Here is a 17,621-nt window from a genome sequence, read left to right on the forward strand (position 1 = left end):
GGCGCTTGCGGTGGCCCGGCCTTGATACGCGCGACGCCAACGGGGGCGGGGGCGCGTCGCCGGGATTGGGCTGCCAGGGGTCGTACGTGAGCGGCGTGTGAGGCGCGTCAGTTGGCATCGGGGGTGGCCGCTTCCGGGGTCGCGTACCAGCTGGTGACCGCGGCCTCGTCCACGCTGTAGGTGCCGGGGAGGGTGACGTGGGCGGTGTGGGAGTCATCCTCGCTGACGGTGATGTCCGCCTGCTCGAACTCCGGCGCGGAGTCGGCCCGGGTGGTGTTCGGGATGATGACGGCGTACGCGTGGGTGGAGCCGGAGATCTTGATCGAGTCGGGGGCGGGGGTCCCCATCAGCTCGGACGGGTAGGGCTTGGTCTTCTCGGCGGAGCTGAACAGGACCAGGGGAGCGCCGCCGTCCACGGAGCAGGTGATGCCCGGCTGCGCGGTGGCGGTGACGAGGAGGTAGCCGCCGCTGTCGGTGGGGGTGACCAGGAAGTCCAGGTCATTGGTGCCGCAGGACTGGCCGACGCCCGACTCGGGCTGGTCGGACGCGCTGGATCCCTGGGACGAGCCACCCGAGTTGTCGGAGCTGCCCGTCGTCTCGCCGGTGGAGTTCGTGGAGCCGCTCATGGTCGTGGCCGAGTCCTCCTGGGCGTTTGCGGCGGGGACGCCGGAGCCGCCGGTGGTCGAGGACAAGCCCTGCGCGGAGCTTCCGTCCGCCGCGGCGGTGTCGTCGTCGGAGCCACAGGCGGTGAGGCCGGCGGCGAGGGCCACCGTGGCGGTGACGGCGAGGACGATGCGGGCGGAGCGGGTGGCGCGGTGCGAACGCATGGGAATCTCCGTTGACTTGCCGGTGACGTTCTGTCGTTCTGACATCGCCAACGGTAGTGCGGAGGTGTTCCCCAAATGATCTCCCGACTGTTCGGGTTCTGTATCGCCGATTCGGCTCTGTGTAACAGCCGCGGGGCGCCCGAAAGCTTCCCTTGATCCCCATTTCTCCGGGCGCCTAGGTCGTCCGCCGGTACGCCCCGGATGAAGTCCATGCCGCGGTGCACCCGGCCCCCGTGTCCCGTCCGGACCGAGCGCACGTCACCGAGCCGACCTGTCACAGCACGCGATCGCCCGCGCGCCCGTCCGGCCACCACCGATCCTCCGGCTCTCGCCACGCACAGCGCCAGGTCGGCACGAGCGGGGGCGGTGCGATCCGAAGTCGTCGTCGTGGTTCGGCTCGTACGGACGCGAACAGACCTGCACAGCAGGCCCCGTGAGCCGCACGTCCCCGAGCGAACGACACCCCGAACCGCAACCAACACGACGTCGGCCCGAACCATCCACGATGGTCCGGGCCGACGTTCTGCCTGTTCAGGCGATGCGGAGGATACGAGATTCGAACTCGTGAGGGGTTGCCCCCAACACGCTTTCCAAGGGATCACGGACCCGTTCGACCGGGCCCGCCAACGTCCCGGCCTGCGGCGGAGCGTTTGGCGCTCACCCCGGCGAACGCTGCTGCACGCCCTTGAATGCAACCAGAACTGCAACCAGATGAGTCGGCTGCTTGGTTGCACTTGCGCGGTTCGGCCGCATCCTCGCATCTGGACGTACTGCAATGAAGCCGCGGCCTTGGAGGCCACGGACACGAGACCACGTCGCCGGACGTCGAGGCCCAGTTTGAGCTCATCTGAGTTTGGTGGCTTCCCGGAGCCGGGTTACGGACGGCAAACGCCGGCGCGCGTACGACGCAACGGTATGCCGCGACCTTGGAGCGCAGAGCCGCGCCGGTCGACCGCGTCTGGCCCCTGTCAAGTTTTTCGACATGGCGGTACTGCCGTTGTCGCGCTCGGCCGTATCTGTAAACACCATTGATTTGATGTGAGTTGATGGGTGCCTTGATGGCCGAGCGAAGGCAGAAGAGAGGGAAGTTTTTCCCGTTTTCTAGGTATTTTTGGATCGGTCGAGCCGAAGAAGGACCGTGCAATACCTGCCCTGTCATTGCGAGTACTGCGAATGCGCACTGGGGCCTGTGTTGCCTCACCGTCTAGCTTCGATCCCGGCACGACAGTTCGGGGACGCCTTCAGGAGGACGGAATGGACAACAGCGGCGCCGTTGTCAGGCGGTGGGTCACGCGTTCGCGTATTGCGGATCTCGCCGGGGTCGATCGCTCGGCGGTCACTTTGTGGGGCAAGCGGCACGCGGACTTCCCCAGGCCGCAACGAGTCGGCGAGGGAGAGTTCTTCTGGCTCCCCGACGTGCTCATTTGGCTCGATGGACGGGCCGTTCCCGCCCGGGTCCGCCCGGCGGAAGAGCCCGCGGGCACGACGTACGGCGCCCGTGCGCGTGGGACGCTCGCCGCCGCCCCTGTCCTGGTGCAGCCGACACACCGGGGCGGCGCACCTCGGACAGGTGACACCTCGTCCCGGCCGGGGGAGAACCGCCGGCTCATCGGGGAGTTGATGGGCTCGTACGCGGACCGGATCGCTGGCGCCGGTTCGAAGGTGGACTATGTCTGCATGCTGTTGGCGCTCAATTTCCTGAGCGTCAGCCGACCCGAGTCGGCGCGCAAGCTGCGGTCCTTCGCGACGCGGCAGACCGACTCGGGCGCGATCCTGGACGCCGTAGGCAGGGAAACGGATGAGCTGCTGCGGGGTCTCGGGATCCTCGCTGGGTTCCGCGAGGAACTCTTGAAGTTGGAGCCCCGTTCCCCCACCGACTTGGTTGCCGTCATGGACCGCGTCAGTGATTTGGGGGGAGCCGGGTTCGGCCTGATCCTCGACGAGTACGAGGCGCAGGCGGGGCTGCGCAGCAACGAGTTCTTCACCCCGCGCGTCGTCGCGGAGACTATGGCCGGGTTGGCGGCAGCGGCCGTGCCGGAGATTCGGATGGTCTACGACCCCTATGCGCGCGGTGGCGAGTTGCTTGTCGCCGCGCTGGGGCAGTGCCCCGGCGGCGGGGCGGCGGTCCTCGGCGACAGCCCCGCCGCCGGGACGCTGCGCGTCGCCGCGATGAACGTCGCGACGCACGGACGGTCCCCGGACCTTCGGATCGTCTCGGCGCGCCCGTGGAGCAATCCGCGGCGAGCATCCCTTGTCGCGGACGTTGTTTTGGTGAACCCGCCCTTCAACATGCGGGACACCGCGCTGTCGGAGCGCGTCGACGGGACTTGGCGCTTCGGTGCCCCGCCGATCGGCAACGACAACTTCGCCTGGCTGCAATACGCGTTGGACTCGGTACGCCCCGGGGGAGTCGCGGCGGTGGTGATGCCGAACAAGGCCGGCAACTCCACCAACGCCGCCGAGCAGACGATCCGGAAAGAGCTTGTCGAGCAGGGCGTTGTGGAGTGCGTCGTCGCCCTTCCGCCGCAGTTGTTCTCCGGAACGCCGATTCCCGTGTCCGTCTGGGTGCTGCGCGCGGGCGGCAGCGCGTCCGATGACGTCCTCTTCATCGACGCGCGGCACCTCGGTGAGAAACGGCGTGCCCGACGTGTGCTCCGGGACTCGGACGGGGACGCGGTGGTGGAGGCGTACCGCACCAGGGGGGCAGAAGGGGAAACCGGCGCTGTTGCGGCGGCGGCCCGGGGCGACGGCCCACACGTTCAACGTGTTTCCCGGGCCATCATCAGCGGACGGGGTCACTCGCTCAACCTCGTTGACCATGCGGAAGGCTCCACCGCGCCGCGGACCGCGGGTCGCGGGCGAACTGCGCGAACCTTGGCGAATGCGTCGGCCGGTGGTTCGGTGACCGACGAACTCGGCGCACTGATGCATGAGTTGACCCGGCGAAGGGAGGATGCGCAGGAGGCCGACGAAGCTGCGCGAGCCGCGCTCCTAGACGCCGCCGCAGTCGTCGACGCAGGAGACGACGCACCCCTGCCCGGCGGGTGGCGGCGGACGGTGTTGGGGGAAGAGTGCCTCGTGAAGCCCGGTCCGTCGTACACGCGGATCCCCGCGCGTGAGCGCACGCCTTACGGCGATGTGCCGGTCGTCTTTCCCCGTCACCTGCGGGATGGCCGGATCAGGGACATCACCGATGAGAAAGTCCCGCTCCGGCTCGCCCGGGAACTGGAGAACTTCCGGCTCCGGCCAGGGGACATCGTGTGCGTGCGGTCCGGGGCGTTCGGTACCCCTGCCCTGGTCGACGATTCTCAAGACGAATGGCTGTGCAGCACCAACCTGTTGCGCATCCGGCCCATGGACGAACCCGGGCGCGAGCCGGGAGTGGACTCCCGTTATCTCCTGGCGCTCATGTCGTCGCCGCGCATCGTCGAGTGGGTGGCCGAACGCGCCGCGGCGACCGCCGTACCGACCATCTCGGGGGATTCGCTGCGGCGCCTTCCGCTGCTGCTGCCGCCTCTCGCGGAGCAGCGCAGGATTGCCGCGCTGCTGGGTGCGCTCGACCACCAGACGGCCCAACACCGGGAACTGGCAGACGCGACAAGTCGTACCCGTGCACTGCTGGCCGAGCGCCTGATGTACGGCCACCTGACGCTCTGATTACGTCACCCCGAAAGGGGTGAGCCGTTTTCGCCGCACGGTTCTCCGGCTCCGCCGCGGAGCCGGGACCGGGACTCATCACAGGGGCGACCGCGGGCGGTGGTCCATGCCGCAAGTGCCTACATGCACAGACTTCGAAGGGATATGCAGATGCCCGTTTTGCCCACTCCGAGGCGCACCTCGGATGCGCGCATGCCGTTGCTGCCCTGGCTGCTCACGGCGGGATTCTTCTCACTCGTGGTTGCGATGTCCGCGGCCATCCTCAAAGGCAGCACCGGGGCCCAGGTGGCCGAGTCCGTGCTCTTCGGAGGCGGTGCCTTCGCTACGACAATCATGATTTCCCTGGGTGTCCTGGTGATCGTCAGGGATTGGCATAAAGGGCCGTGACCTCAAAGGCCCCGGCGTCTGTCGGCGGTTCCGCGTTCCCCGCTGCGTCCGGCCACTTCGGCTGCGACCGCAGGCGACATGACGCGTCGTCAGGAAGGCAACTCCCGTACAGGTTCGGTCAACCAGTAATGTTCCGTTCTTACGTCCTGCGTGAGCACGACTGTTGCTGCTGGAACGCGCCCTCGGCGCGTTCTACGGGCCGGAAGTCCATGGCGCCATGATGCCCGACGAAGGTGCGGCGGGCCGCTGCGTGCGAGTGCCCGTCTGACCAGATACGGTTTCCGCAGACTGAGACGGAAACTGAGACGGAAACGACGTCGGCCCGGACCATCGAGATGGTCCGGGCCGACGTGTTGCCTGTTGGGGCTGGCGGAGGATACGAGATTCGAACTCGTGAGGGGTTGCCCCCAACACGCTTTCCAAGCGTGCGCCCTAGGCCACTAGGCGAATCCTCCGCCGGAAAGCTTACCGGAGGGTGTGGGGTGGTCGTGCACCGATATTCGGGTGGGGTGGGGGCGGCGCGGGTGGGGGTCGGGGTCGGGTAGTGTGGGGGCGGACCTCCCGCGTGGCGGCATCCTGCTGAACCCCCCCAGGGCCGGAAGGCAGCAAGGGTAAGTGGGCTCTGTCGGGTGCGCGGGGGGTCTTTCGCGTGCCCGGGGGTTCCGGCGGCGGGTTCGGCCGTGGCTCCGGATGTCGTTCGGCACGGCTATCGTCGTGGTCGTGTCGCTTGCCCTTTACCGCCGCTACCGTCCCGAGACCTATGCCGAGGTCATCGGGCAGGAGCATGTGACCGATCCCCTGCAGCAGGCGCTGCGCAACAACCGCGTGAACCACGCGTACTTGTTCAGCGGCCCGCGCGGATGTGGGAAGACGACGAGCGCGCGCATTCTCGCGCGGTGTCTGAACTGCGAGCAGGGGCCGACGCCGACGCCGTGCGGCGCGTGCCGGTCGTGCGTGGATCTGGCCCGGGGCGGGCCGGGGAGCATCGACGTCATCGAGATCGACGCGGCTTCGCACGGTGGTGTCGACGACGCGCGCGACCTGCGGGAGAAGGCGTTTTTCGCGCCGGTGAACTCGCGGTACAAGATCTACATCATCGACGAGGCCCACATGGTCACGTCGGCGGGCTTCAACGCGTTGCTCAAGGTCGTCGAAGAGCCGCCCGAGCACCTGAAGTTCATCTTCGCGACCACCGAGCCCGAGAAGGTCATCGGCACGATCCGGTCACGGACCCACCACTATCCGTTCCGGCTGGTGCCGCCCGGCGTGCTGCGCGACTACCTGGAGAAGGTGTGCGGCGACGAGGGCGTGTCCGTCGAGAAGCCGGTGTTCCCGCTGGTCGTCCAGGCCGGTGCGGGATCGGTCCGTGACTCGATGTCGGTCATGGACCAGTTGCTGGCCGGTGCGGACGAGCACGGTGTGACGTACGCGATGGCCACCTCGCTGCTGGGCTTCACCGACCGCGCGCTGCTCGACGACGTCGCCGACGCCTTCGCGGCGCGGGACGGCGCGGCGGCGTTCCAGGTGATCGACCGCGTGATCGAAGGCGGCTTCGACCCCCGGCGCTTCGTCGCGGATCTGCTGGTGCGCCTGCGCGACCTGGTGATCCTGGCCGCGGTCCCGGACGCGGCCGACAAGGGCCTCATCGACGTTCCCGGCGACCAGTTGGAGCGGATGGCCGCGCAGGCGAGGGCGTTCGGCCAGGCCGAGCTGACCCGGGCCGCGGACATCGTCAACACCGGTCTGACCGAGATGCGCGGCGCGACGTCGCCGCGCCTGCAACTCGAACTGATCTGTGCGCGCGTGCTGTTGCCGGGCGCGGGAGCGGACGAGCAGTCGCTCGGGGCGCGTCTCGACCGGCTGGAGCGGCGTGCCGACCTCGGTGTGACGGGCGGGATGCCAGGCCCAGGCCCAAGCGCAGGCCCCGGCCCCGGCTTCGGCGGTGACGTACGCGGGGGCCACGAGGCGGAGTACGCCCGGCCACCCGCGCCCGGAGGGGGCGGCGGTACGCCCGCCGTGCCGCCGCAAGGCCCGTCCCAGAGCGCGTCGCCCGGTCCGCCGCAAGGTCCGCCGCCGGTTCCCCCCGCGGCGCCTCCCCACCAGGCTCCCGACCCCACGGCGGGCTCGGGCCGGGCACCGGGAGCCTGGCCGACCGCGTCCCGCCCGCACGAGCAGCAGCCGCAGCAGCAGCCGCAACAGCAGTCCCCGCAGCAGCCGCCACAGCAGTCCGCCCCTCCGCCCGCACAGGCATCGGGGGGCGGCGGCGACGTCACCCGCGTCCGGGGGATGTGGCCGCAGATCATCGAGGCCGTCTCCCGGCGCAGGAAAGTCACCTGGGTCCTGCTCCAACGCGCGAACGTCGCCGGGTTCGACGGGACGACGCTCCAGGTCTCGTTCGAACACGCGGGCGCCCGCGACGGGTTCGTCAACAGCGGGCACGACGAGGTGCTTCGCCAGTCGGTGCTCGACGCGTTCGGCGTGGACTGGCGGATCGAATGCATCGTCGACCCGGGCACCGGCGGCGGTCCGGCGCCCGGCGGGCCGGGTGGTTCCGGCGGAGGAGGCCGCGCGTACCCCCCGCCCGCGAATCCGGCGGGGCCCGGGCAGGGCGGGGCGGGGCAGGCGCCGGGCGCGTGGCCGTCGACGTCCCGTCCGCCGCAGCAGAACCCACAGCAGCAACCCGAGCAACACCAGCAACAACCCCAACAACAACAGCAGCATCAGCAACATCAGGCCCCTCAGCAGTGGCAGCCGCCCGCCCGGCAGGCGCAGGCGCCGCAGCGCGACGAGCCGCAGGCGGCCCGCCCGCAGGCCGTCCGCGCGGTCGCCCGCCCCGCGCCGACGGCCGCGGCGACCGCCGGGCCCCCGCCCGAGGCGCCTTATCCCCAGGAGCCCCCGCCCGACGACGCCTACGCCGGGCCCTACGACATCGACGACTACGGTCCCGGCCCGGCCGATTACGCCCCCGCCCCGGTTGACACCCCGCCCGCCGCGAGGCCGTCGTACGCGACGTCACCCGACGACGAGAACGGCGGCGCGGACGCGCGCCTCGGCGGCATGTCCGGTCAGGAACTGCTGGCCAGGGAGCTGGGCGCGACCGTGATCGAGGAGTCGGCGGGCCCCTGATCGGGGCGGCGCCGGAAACCCGTGTGGTCTCTCGTGCCCGAAGGGGCCTTTGCGCAGCGCTCGGGCTCCGGCTCTTGACGCTCCGCGAACGGCGCGACCCCGTAGGCTCGAGCCGTGGTGGCAGCCGCATTTCCGGGGCTGCCGCAGAAAGCGACGAAGGGTGCCTCAGGTGTTTCCCGGTGGTGGCCAGCCCGACATGCAGCAGCTGTTGCAGCAGGCCCAGAAGATGCAGCAGGACCTCATGGCCGCGCAGGAGGAGCTGGCGCGGACGCAGGTGAAGGGGACGGCCGGCGGAGGGCTCGTCACCGCGACGGTCAGCGGTGCCGGCGAGCTTCTCGGTCTGGAGATCTCGCCCGAAGCGGTGGATCCTGAGGACACCGAGACGCTCGGCGATCTGATCGTCGCCGCGGTCCGGGACGCCAACCGGGCCGCCTCGGAGCTGGCCTCGCGGACCATGGGCCCGCTGGCCCAGGGCTTCGGCGGCGGCCTCGGCGGTCTGGGGCTGCCGGGCAAGTAGGCGCGGCCGTGCCCTCCCGGGCCGCGGTCGGCGGTGCGACGTGGTGCCCGGCCCGGGGCCGGCCGCCTTTCGGTCCTGCCGCGGACGCTGCGAATGTGGCGCCGACACGAGACGATGAGGGCGGCGAGGCCGTACGGCGGACAGCCCGCACCAGGCGGTTCACCCGACCGTTCGGGCCGCCCCGACCGTCTACCGGACGCGACACGAACCGAAGAACCCGGAAGCCGGTCCCCGAGAAGACCGGCACCCGGGAGAACCGAAGAAGTCCCCAGCGGACGAGGCAACGGAAAAGCCCGACGAGACCGAGGAGTTCGCAGGTGTACGAAGGCGCCGTTCAGGACCTCATCGACGAACTGGGCCGACTGCCCGGCGTGGGTCCGAAGAGCGCTCAGCGCATCGCCTTCCACCTCTTGGCCGCCGACCCCGCGGACGTGCGCCGCCTGGTCAACGCCCTCGTCGAGGTCAAGGACAAGGTCCGCTTCTGCGGCGTCTGCGGCAACGTCGCCGAGGCCGAACAGTGCCGGATCTGCCTGGATCCGCGCCGCGATCCCGCGGTGATCTGCGTGGTCGAGGAGTCCAAGGACGTCGTCGCGGTGGAGAAGACCCGCGAGTTCCGCGGCCGGTACCACGTGCTCGGCGGCGCGATCAGCCCGATCGAAGGCGTCGGGCCCGACGACCTGCGCATCCGCGAGCTGATGACGAGGTTGGCCGACGGAACGGTGACCGAGCTCATCCTCGCGACCGATCCGAACCTGGAAGGAGAGGCGACGGCGACATACCTGGCCCGCCTGTGCAAGCCGATGGGTCTCAAGGTGACCCGGCTGGCGAGCGGGCTGCCGGTGGGGGGTGACCTGGAGTACGCCGACGAGGTGACCCTCGGGCGTGCCTTTGAGGGGAGACGACTGCTCGATGTCTGACGACCTGACCGACTTCACCGCGGAAATCGCCGACCAGATCGAGAGTTTCGTGGTGGCCGTCACGGAGGTGGCCCGCGGCGAGGAGCCCGGCGCCGCCGTGTCGATGCTGCTGCTGGAGGTCTCGCAACTGATGCTCGCCGGCGGCCGGCTCGGCGCGATCGCCGACGTCGTGCCCGACGAGCGCTTCGAGCCGGATTCGGGGCCCGACCCGGATGTGGACGCGCTGCGCACGTCGCTGTCCGTCCTGCTCGAACCGATCGACGTCTACTACGAGGTCTTCGACCCGTACGTACCGCGCCCGAAACCCGTTGCCTTCCGCATCTCGGACGACATGGCCGACGTCGTCACCGACCTCATGCACGGCCTCGCCCACCACCGTGCCGGGCGCACCACCGAGGCACTGTGGTGGTGGCAGTTCTCCTACCTCGCCAACTGGGGTGCCACCGCGAGCGCGATGCTCCGTGCGCTGCAGTCGGTGGTCGCGCACGCCCGGTTGGACACGGCCGCCGACGACGGCATCGAAACGGCCGTCGACGACGCGATCGGCGACGAGCTGGCCGACGAGCTGGCCGAGCAGTTGGATGACGCCGTCGTGCTCGGCGGCCCGACCAACGGCGGCTGAGCGGTTTCGCGGGAGCGCCGAGCGGACAACCGGAACCGGATGTTTTCCCGGTTTCGGTGGTCCGTACGGCAGTTTCCGCTGGATTCACGGGGCAATGTTCGAAAAGTAATATGTTCGTCTCACTATGTGAATGAAGATGGGGGCGTCCGCCTGCCTCGTTAGACTGTGCCGACCGCAGCAATCACGAAACGAGGAGCGCACGTGGGCCTTGTCGTGCAGAAGTACGGCGGCTCCTCCGTTGCCGATGCCGAAGGCATCAAGCGCGTCGCCAAGCGGATCGTCGACACCAAGAAAGCCGGCCACGAAGTGGTCGTCGTGGTGTCCGCGATGGGTGACACAACGGACGAGCTCATCGATCTCGCGCAGCAGGTGAGTCCCATGCCGGCGGGCCGCGAGCTCGACATGCTGCTCACCTCCGGTGAGCGGATCTCGATGGCACTGCTGGCCATGGCGATCGAGAACCTCGGAGTCGAGGCCCGGTCGTTCACGGGCAGCCAGGCCGGTGTCATCACCGACTCGGTGCACAACAAAGCGCGCATCATCGACGTGACGCCCGGTCGCATCCGGTCCGCGCTCGACGAGGACGCCGTGGCGATCGTCGCCGGCTTCCAAGGCGTGTCGCAGGACACCAAAGACATCACCACCCTGGGCCGCGGCGGATCCGACACGACCGCCGTCGCCCTGGCCGCGGCGCTCGACGCCGAGGCCTGCGAGATCTACACGGACGTGGACGGTGTCTTCACCGCCGACCCCCGTGTGGTCAGGAAAGCCCGCAAGATCGACCGGATCAGCTACCAGGAGATGCTGGAGCTGGCCGCCAGCGGTTCCAAGGTGCTGCACCTGCGGTGCGTCGAATACGCCCGCCGCTACAACATGCCCGTCCACGTGCGCTCGTCCTTCTCGGGGCTTGAGGGCACCTGGGTACGAAGCGAGTCCGAAGGGGACGACGTGGAGCAGGCGATCATCTCCGGTGTCGCCCATGACACCAGCGAGGCCAAGGTCACCGTTGTCGGGGTCCCGGACAAGCCCGGCGAGGCCGCGAAGATCTTCCGCACCGTCGCCGAGGCCGAGATCAACATCGACATGGTGGTGCAGAACGTCTCCGCCGCCTCCACCGGGCGCACCGACATCTCCTTCACCCTGCCCATGACCGACGGCCACAAGGCGATCGAGTCGCTCACCCGGATCCAGGACAACGTCGGATTCGAGGCACTCCAGTACGACGACCAGGTCGGCAAGGTCTCCCTGGTCGGCGCGGGCATGCGCTCGCACCCCGGGGTCACCGCGGAGTTCTTCGAGGCGCTGTCGAACGCGGGCGTCAACATCGAGCTGATCTCGACGTCGGAGATCCGCATCTCGGTGGTGTGCCGCGCCGACCAGGTGCCGACCGCGGTCGAGGCCGTCCACACCGCTTTCGGACTCGACGCCGAGTCCGAAGAGGCCGTCGTCTACGGAGGTACCGGCCGATGAGCACCCGCAAGCCCACCCTCGCCCTCGTCGGCGCCACCGGCGCCGTCGGCACGGTGATGCTCGAACTGCTGTCGACGCGCCAGGACGTGTGGGGGGAGATCCGCCTGATCGCGTCCCCTCGTTCGGCCGGCAAGAAGCTGGTGGTGCGCGGCGAGGAGGTCGAGGTCCAGGCGCTGTCCGAGGAGTGCTTCGAGGGCGTCGACGTCGCGATGTTCGACGTGCCCGACGAGGTCTCCGCGCAGTGGGCCCCGGTGGCCGCCGCGAAGGGCGCGGTCGCGGTCGACAACTCCGGCGCGTTCCGCATGGACCCCGAGGTTCCGCTCGTGGTCCCCGAGGTGAACCCCGCGGCGGCCCGCATGCGCCCGCGCGGCATCATCTCGAACCCCAACTGCACGACGCTGACGATGGTGGTCGCGCTCGGCGCGCTGCACGCCGAGCTGGGGCTGCGCGAGCTGGTCGTGTCGTCGTACCAGGCGGCGTCGGGTGCCGGTCAGCCCGGCATCGACACGCTGCGCGAGCAGACGGCGAAGGTCGCGGGCTCCGCGGCGCTCGGTACGCAGCCGGGCGATGTACGCCGTGCGGTGGGCGAGTTCGGGCCCTTCCCGGCGCCGCTCGCACTCAACGTCGTGCCGTGGGCGGGCTCGCTGAAGGACGGCGGCTGGTCGTCCGAGGAGCTGAAGGTCCGCAACGAGTCGCGCAAGATCCTCGGCCTGCCCGACCTCAAGGTCTCCGCGACCTGTGTGCGCGTCCCCGTGATCACGACGCACTCGCTGGCCGTGCACGCGGTCTTCGAGCGGGACGTCAGCGTCGCCCGTGCCCACGAGATCCTGGCCGAGGCGCCGGGTGTCGTGCTGTGCGACGACCCGGAGAACGGCGAGTTCCCGACGCCGGCGGACGTCGTGGGCACCGACCCCACGTGGGTCGGCCGGATCCGCCAGGCGCTGGACTTCCCGGACACGCTGGAGATGTTCGTGTGCGGCGACAACCTCCGCAAGGGGGCCGCGCTCAACACCGCGCAGATCGCCGAGCTGGTCGCGGCGGAGCTCACCGCCGCCGAGTGAGGGTCGTCTCCGCCGCCTGACCCGGGCGGCCCGGAAGAGCGACAGCGCACGAGCGGACACGGACGACGGCCGCCGCCCGCGCCCCGACAGGGGGGTGCGGGCGGCGGCCGTCGTCCGTGTGAGGCTGTGGCGTTGGCCACAGGGCCGGGCGCGGTTCGGCTCGCCGGAACCACCTGACGGGCGCCGCGCCGACCAGTACCGTGTCCCCAGGCCGACAATCCGACGACGCGCCGGAGCGACCAGGACGGTCGGGGGTCAGTGTTCTCGACTTCCCTACAACCTTCCGAGGCGACTGGGTGTCTAACGTTCGTGGCGGAGTTGGTGGGGGTGGAACCACGGGTCAAGCGCGGTGTTCGTACCGCGCGCCCGACTATCGACGTTGCCTTCGCGGGGCCGGAGACGGAGGCTTCCGGGGCATGGCAGCATGTGGAGTCCTTGATCCGGTACGCGGCGGGCGGAACAGCGCCCGAAACGACCGTCGGGAGGGGCGCTGACGTGGCGTCCGACCAGCTGGCGCGGACGCCGGAACGGCCGCCCGAGCCACCGTCGGCCGAGGTGGCACCGTCGGAGGACCCCGACGCGGGGGTGACCGTCGACCGGCTCACCGAGACGTATCGCGAGCACTACGGCACGCTGCTGCGGCTGGCCGCGCTGCTGCTCGACGACCCGCATTCGTGCGAGGACGTCGTGCAGGAGGCGTTCATCAGGGTGCACGTGGCCCGCCACCGGCTCCGCGAACCGGAGAAGACGCTGGCGTACCTGCGGCAGACTGTCGTGAACCTCTCGCGGTCCACGCTGCGCAGGCGCCTGATGGCGCTGAAGCTGCTGCCCCGACCGCAGACCGACGAGCCGACCGCGGAGGAAGGTGCGCACAATGTGCTCGAACGTGACGCGCTCGTCCGGGTGTTGCGCGAACTGCCGAGGCGGCAGCGCGAGGTGATTGTCCTGCGCTACTACGCCGATCTGACGGAGGCTCAGGTGGCTGACCTGCTGGGTCTCTCGGTGGGTTCGGTGAAGGCGTACGGTTCGCGAGGGCTGGACGCTCTTCGGGCCCGGATGGAGACGTCGTGACCGCGATGAACGATGACCGGGGGACCGGCGACCTGCCCGACGGGGCGTCCGACGGGCTGCCCGACGAACTGCGCCGACGGCTCGCGGACGCCGTCTCGGAGATCCGGCCCGCGCCCGACGCGCTCGACCGGCTGCGCGAGGCCGTTCCCGCACGGCGACGGCGCCGGCGCGCGACCGCGCTGACCGCGGTCGCGACGGTGGCCGTGCTCGGCATCGCGACGCCGATGGTGCGCACGGTGGTGATCAACGACAAGACCACGCAGCAGAGCGGGTCGAACTCGGAATCGGCGGACGCCGCGGACACGGCGCCGGCGGGCGATTCCGACGAGGACCCCCGCAACAACTTCTCGGACAGCCGCGGCGCGATCGGCGCCTTGAACGGCGGGGCCGTGAACGGCGGGCCGAAGAGCACGGCGACGATCGCGCCGAGCGCCGCACCCTCCGCGGCGGCGCCGTCCGCGGGCTCGACGCCGCCGCCCGACGAGACCGCCGACCCCGGTCGGCTGCCGCCGACGGTCGAGCCCACCACCGCGACGGGAACGGTCGGCCCGACCGCGTCGCCGAGTGCGTCGCCCGCTCCGGCGTGCACGATCTCCGACCTGGTCCAGGTGTCCAACGAACTCGGCCGGCCCGGCAGCGACGGCGTCACGTACGGCGTCCTCGAGGTGCGCAACATCGCGAACCGCGACTGCACGATCGTCGGTTCCGGGCACGTCATGGTCGCCTCGCCGCCCGGCAACCCGCCGATCCAGGTGTCGGTCAAGGTGCACGAGGCCGGCGACCCCGCGTCGCGGCTGCCCGAGGTCGCCGCCGCGACAGGGCCGCTGACGCTGCGGCCGGGAGCCTCGTACGAGTTCCAGTTCGCGTGGCAGCCGACCGCGGGGACCGGGGTGAACGGCAGCTGCACACCCGGCGACAACCCGCCCGGGCCGCCGCCGCCCGAGCCGGCGCTCGCGTACGCCCTCGCGGACGGCGACGTGACGCTCGCCGAGGTGCGGCTGAGCGCGGCGTGCGGCGGTGTGGTCTACCGCACCAAGGTCTACGCGACCGGGACGTACCCGAGGGTCGGGTGACCGCACGGCCCCGGTTACCGTGGTGGGGTGCAGCACCGCTTCCTCCTCCAGCCGCGCTGGGTGGCCTTCCACGTTCTCGTGCTGGTGGCCGTCCCGGTGTGCGCGGCCCTCGGCCTGTGGCAGTTCCAGCGCTACAACGAGCACAACAAGGACAGCGGCGGTTCCGGGGCGACCGCGGTGTCGGCGGAGCCGGCCGTCGAGCTGGCCCGGCAGCTGGAGGGCGGGAGTACGGTCACCACGCGGGACCGGGGCCGCAATGTGCTGGTGGAGGGCCGGTACGACGCGGCGCACCAGCTGATCGTCCCCGGCCGCGAGGTCGACGGGCGCGACGGCTCGTACGTCCTGACGCCGCTGCGACCCGCCGGGGAGCCCGAGCTGTGGCTGCTCGTGGCGCGCGGCTGGGTCGCCGGAACCCCTGATCCGGGCGCGGTGCCGGTGCCGATCGGAGACGTGCGGGTGACCGGCCGCCTCGAACTGTCGGAGACGGAGCACGGATCGGGGATCGACCGGATTCCGGGGCTGCCGCCCGGCCGGATCTCGATCATCAACACGCCCGAGCTGGTCAACGTGCTGCCGTACCGGCTCTACGACGGCTATGTCGCGCTCACCGCGCAGGAGCCGGCCGACGCGGCGGGCCTGGTGCCGGTGCCGCCCGCGAAGACGCAGAAGAGCGGCGGCATTTCGGGACGGGCCTGGCAGAACCTCGGCTACACCGCGCAGTGGTTCGTCTTCGCGGGGGCGTCGGTGTTCCTGTGGTGGCGCGTCGTGCGGCGCGAGATCGAGGAGCGCCAGGAGGCCGAGGAGGCCCGCGCGCTGCGCGCGTTGGGCCTCGAACCGGCCTCCTGAGCACGGCGCGCCCGGGGACGGGCCGACGGAACGACCCCTCCCCGAGCCCGTCCCGTCAGGTGCGCGCAGCCGTCTTCGGCAGCCCCAAGTGCCGTGCCACGAAGTCCAGTTCGTTCCGCACCTGGCGGATCCGCTCCTCGACCACCGCGGAACCGTGCCCGGCCTCGTACCGGTAGACCTCGTGCACCGCGCCGAGTTCGGCGAGCCGGGCGACGTAGTTCTCGATCTGCCGGATCGGGCAGCGCGGGTCGTTGAGCCCCGCGCTGACGAAAACCGGCACGCGAACCCGGTCGACGTACGTGATCGGCGACGACGCGGCGTACCGCTCCGGGACCTCCTCGGGTGTGCCGCCGACCAGCGTGCGGTCCATCGCCTTGAGCGCCTCCATCTCGTCCTCGTACGCCGCGACGTAGTCGGCGACCGGGACCGCCGCGAGCCCGAGCGACCAGCTCTCCGGCTGCACGCCGAGGCCGAGCAGCGTCAGGTAGCCGCCCCACGAGCCGCCGGACAGCACGAGGCGGTCCGGGTCGGCCAGGCCGGATTCCACCGCCCACGCGCGGACCGCGGCGATGTCCTCCAACTCGATGAGCCCGACGCGCTCGCGCAGCGCGTCCGTCCAGTCCTTGCCGTAGCCGGTCGAACCCCGGTAGTTGACCCGGACCACCGCGAATCCGTGGTCCACCCACACCGCGACACCCGGCGCGAAGTGGTCGCCGTCGTGCGCCGTCGGGCCGCCGTGGATCTCGAAGACGGTCGGGTACGGGCCGGGCCCGCCGGTCGGCCGCGACACCAGGGCGTGGATCCGCCCGCCCGGCCCGTCGACCCACGCGTCCTCGACCGACACCGACTCCGGCGCGCGGTCGCCGGGCGGCACCAGCACCGTCCCGCCGCCGGTCGACCGCAGCTCGCTGGGCCGTTCGCCGCTCGACCACAGGTATTCGACGGTCCCGTCGGGCCGCGCGGTCGCGCCGAGCACGGTGCCGGGCGGGGTGTCGAGCCGGACCAGCGTGTCGCCGGCCAGGTCGTACCGGTACAGCTCGGAGCGCGCGTGATGGTCGTGCTCGACGAGCAGCGCGCTCGCGTCCGGGTACCAGTCGACGCCGACGTCGCCGGGCAGCCCGAGGTCGATCTCGTGCTGCTCGCCGGTGAGCGGGTTCCAGATCATCGGCTCCCAGCGGCCTCGGCGCTGGTGCGAGACCAGCACGCGCGGGTCGCCGAAGACGGGGGCGAACCCGGTGCACGACAGCCCCGAGCCGGGGGCCTTCCCGGGCTCGCCGTCGTGCAGCTCGGCGACCGTCGAGCCGTCCAGGCGCACCGCGCGCAGCGACGGGTGCATGGTGTCGCCGTGCTCGCTGTGCTCGATGATCACCAGGGTGTCGTCCTCGGACAGCGCCGAGACGCCGGCCGACTCGCGGTGCCGGTAGATGGTGGCGGGTGCGGTGCCGGGCCGCACCACGTGCACGGTCGACCCCTCCTCGTCGGTCGAGCACGCGACCACGGCCAACCCGTCGGCGCCGATCGCGAGCCCGGCGGGGTACGACGGCGCCAGCCCGGGCGCGGCCTCCTCGTCGGGGCCGCCCTCGAACGGCTGCCGCATCCACACGCCGAACTCGTCGCCGTCGGTGTCCGCGAACCACCAGATCCACGCGCCCGTCGGGTCGATCGAGGCCATGGTGGTGCCGTTCGCGCGGTCGGTGACCTGGCGTTGTGCTCCGGTGACGCGGTCCCACGCGTAGATCTCGTAGGTGCCCGAGGCGTTCGACAGGAAGACCGACCGGTCGGGTGCGTGCTCGGCCCAGTCGGGCAGGCTCACGCGCGGTGCCCGGAACCGCTTCTCCCACGCGGGTGCGGCGTGGCCGGGGGTTTCGGCGTCGGCCGCGTCGCGGGCATCGGGTGCGTCGACGGTGCCGGCGGCGTCCACCGCGTCGGTGGTGTCGGGCGCGTCGATGTGGAGCCGGGGAACGTACGGACCTGCGGCGGTGGCCGGGGGCGCGGAATCGGACATGCGCTCCATTGAACTACGCGCACGACCCTGCCGGAGCACATG

The 17,621-nt window shown here is 70.9% G+C and carries 13 protein-coding genes, 1 tRNA gene and 1 other RNA gene; 12 read left to right on the forward strand and 3 right to left on the reverse strand.

Going from position 1 to position 17,621, the window contains the following annotated elements:
• Nucleotides 1-107: 107 nt before the first annotated feature.
• Nucleotides 108-827, reverse strand: coding sequence for a DUF4232 domain-containing protein (locus LO772_RS18950; RefSeq protein ID WP_231773213.1), 720 nt, complete (start codon nucleotides 825-827; stop codon nucleotides 108-110).
• A 1,620-nt stretch (nucleotides 828-2,447) separates the two neighbouring features.
• Here LO772_RS18950 and LO772_RS18955 point away from each other — a divergent pair.
• The gene (locus LO772_RS18955; protein ID WP_231773214.1) at nucleotides 2,448-4,484 is read left to right on the forward strand and encodes a type I restriction-modification system subunit M/S; all 2,037 of its coding nucleotides are present in this window, start codon (nucleotides 2,448-2,450) and stop codon (nucleotides 4,482-4,484) included.
• A 192-nt stretch (nucleotides 4,485-4,676) separates the two neighbouring features.
• On the forward strand, nucleotides 4,677-4,871 hold the full coding sequence (locus tag LO772_RS18960; RefSeq protein WP_231773215.1) for a hypothetical protein: 195 nt from the start codon (nucleotides 4,677-4,679) through the stop codon (nucleotides 4,869-4,871).
• Between the two features lie 367 nt (nucleotides 4,872-5,238).
• Here the strand turns inward: LO772_RS18960 and LO772_RS18965 are convergent.
• Nucleotides 5,239-5,326, reverse strand: a tRNA-Ser gene (locus LO772_RS18965).
• Between the two features lie 97 nt (nucleotides 5,327-5,423).
• Between LO772_RS18965 and ffs the strand changes: the two genes are divergently transcribed.
• The 10 genes from ffs to LO772_RS19015 all read left to right on the forward strand — a co-directional run bounded on the left by ffs (nucleotide 5,424) and on the right by LO772_RS19015 (nucleotide 15,574).
• Nucleotides 5,424-5,520: signal recognition particle sRNA small type (gene ffs / locus LO772_RS18970), an RNA gene on the forward strand.
• Between the two features lie 41 nt (nucleotides 5,521-5,561).
• The gene (locus tag LO772_RS18975) at nucleotides 5,562-7,997 is read left to right on the forward strand and encodes a DNA polymerase III subunit gamma and tau (protein WP_231773216.1); all 2,436 of its coding nucleotides are present in this window, start codon (nucleotides 5,562-5,564) and stop codon (nucleotides 7,995-7,997) included.
• A 169-nt stretch (nucleotides 7,998-8,166) separates the two neighbouring features.
• The gene (locus LO772_RS18980; RefSeq protein WP_231773217.1) at nucleotides 8,167-8,514 is read left to right on the forward strand and encodes a YbaB/EbfC family nucleoid-associated protein; all 348 of its coding nucleotides are present in this window, start codon (nucleotides 8,167-8,169) and stop codon (nucleotides 8,512-8,514) included.
• 317 nt (nucleotides 8,515-8,831) lie between these two features.
• On the forward strand, nucleotides 8,832-9,431 hold the full coding sequence (gene recR / locus LO772_RS18985) for a recombination mediator RecR (protein WP_231773218.1): 600 nt from the start codon (nucleotides 8,832-8,834) through the stop codon (nucleotides 9,429-9,431).
• Nucleotides 9,424-10,053, forward strand: coding sequence for a DUF5063 domain-containing protein (locus tag LO772_RS18990; protein ID WP_231773219.1), 630 nt, complete (start codon nucleotides 9,424-9,426; stop codon nucleotides 10,051-10,053). Before recR ends, LO772_RS18990 begins: the two co-directional genes overlap by 8 nt.
• A gap of 201 nt (nucleotides 10,054-10,254) precedes the next feature.
• Complete coding sequence (locus LO772_RS18995) at nucleotides 10,255-11,523, forward strand: aspartate kinase (RefSeq protein WP_231773220.1); 1,269 nt, start codon at nucleotides 10,255-10,257, stop codon at nucleotides 11,521-11,523.
• Nucleotides 11,520-12,584, forward strand: coding sequence for an aspartate-semialdehyde dehydrogenase (locus tag LO772_RS19000; RefSeq protein WP_231773221.1), 1,065 nt, complete (start codon nucleotides 11,520-11,522; stop codon nucleotides 12,582-12,584). The genes LO772_RS18995 and LO772_RS19000 overlap by 4 nt, the downstream gene beginning before the upstream one ends.
• A gap of 555 nt (nucleotides 12,585-13,139) precedes the next feature.
• Complete coding sequence (locus LO772_RS19005) at nucleotides 13,140-13,655, forward strand: SigE family RNA polymerase sigma factor (RefSeq protein WP_231779623.1); 516 nt, start codon at nucleotides 13,140-13,142, stop codon at nucleotides 13,653-13,655.
• Nucleotides 13,652-14,728: a hypothetical protein gene (locus tag LO772_RS19010; protein WP_231773222.1), complete on the forward strand. Its 1,077-nt coding sequence runs from the start codon at nucleotides 13,652-13,654 to the stop codon at nucleotides 14,726-14,728. Before LO772_RS19005 ends, LO772_RS19010 begins: the two co-directional genes overlap by 4 nt.
• A 27-nt stretch (nucleotides 14,729-14,755) precedes the next feature.
• Nucleotides 14,756-15,574: an SURF1 family protein gene (locus LO772_RS19015; RefSeq protein ID WP_231773223.1), complete on the forward strand. Its 819-nt coding sequence runs from the start codon at nucleotides 14,756-14,758 to the stop codon at nucleotides 15,572-15,574.
• 55 nt (nucleotides 15,575-15,629) lie between these two features.
• Here the strand turns inward: LO772_RS19015 and LO772_RS19020 are convergent, their stop codons facing one another.
• Nucleotides 15,630-17,579, reverse strand: coding sequence for a S9 family peptidase (locus LO772_RS19020; protein ID WP_231773224.1), 1,950 nt, complete (start codon nucleotides 17,577-17,579; stop codon nucleotides 15,630-15,632).
• Between the last annotated feature and the right edge of the window lie 42 nt (nucleotides 17,580-17,621).

The organism is Yinghuangia sp. ASG 101 (assembly GCF_021165735.1).
In the GTDB taxonomy this organism is placed as follows: domain Bacteria; phylum Actinomycetota; class Actinomycetes; order Streptomycetales; family Streptomycetaceae; genus Yinghuangia.

Excerpts from the sequence above, each read along its gene's own strand:
- LO772_RS18975 (WP_231773216.1), top strand. The coding sequence starts at position 5,562 with ATGTCGTTCGGCACGGCTATCGTCGTGGTCGTGTCGCTTGCCCTTTAC.
- LO772_RS19020 (WP_231773224.1), bottom strand. The coding sequence starts at position 17,579 with ATGTCCGATTCCGCGCCCCCGGCCACCGCCGCAGGTCCGTACGTTCCC.
- LO772_RS18955 (WP_231773214.1), top strand. The coding sequence starts at position 2,448 with ATGGGCTCGTACGCGGACCGGATCGCTGGCGCCGGTTCGAAGGTGGAC.
- LO772_RS19000 (WP_231773221.1), top strand. The coding sequence starts at position 11,520 with ATGAGCACCCGCAAGCCCACCCTCGCCCTCGTCGGCGCCACCGGCGCC.
- LO772_RS18950 (WP_231773213.1), bottom strand. The coding sequence starts at position 827 with ATGCGTTCGCACCGCGCCACCCGCTCCGCCCGCATCGTCCTCGCCGTC.
- LO772_RS18960 (WP_231773215.1), top strand. The coding sequence starts at position 4,677 with ATGCCGTTGCTGCCCTGGCTGCTCACGGCGGGATTCTTCTCACTCGTG.
- LO772_RS18990 (WP_231773219.1), top strand. The coding sequence starts at position 9,424 with ATGTCTGACGACCTGACCGACTTCACCGCGGAAATCGCCGACCAGATC.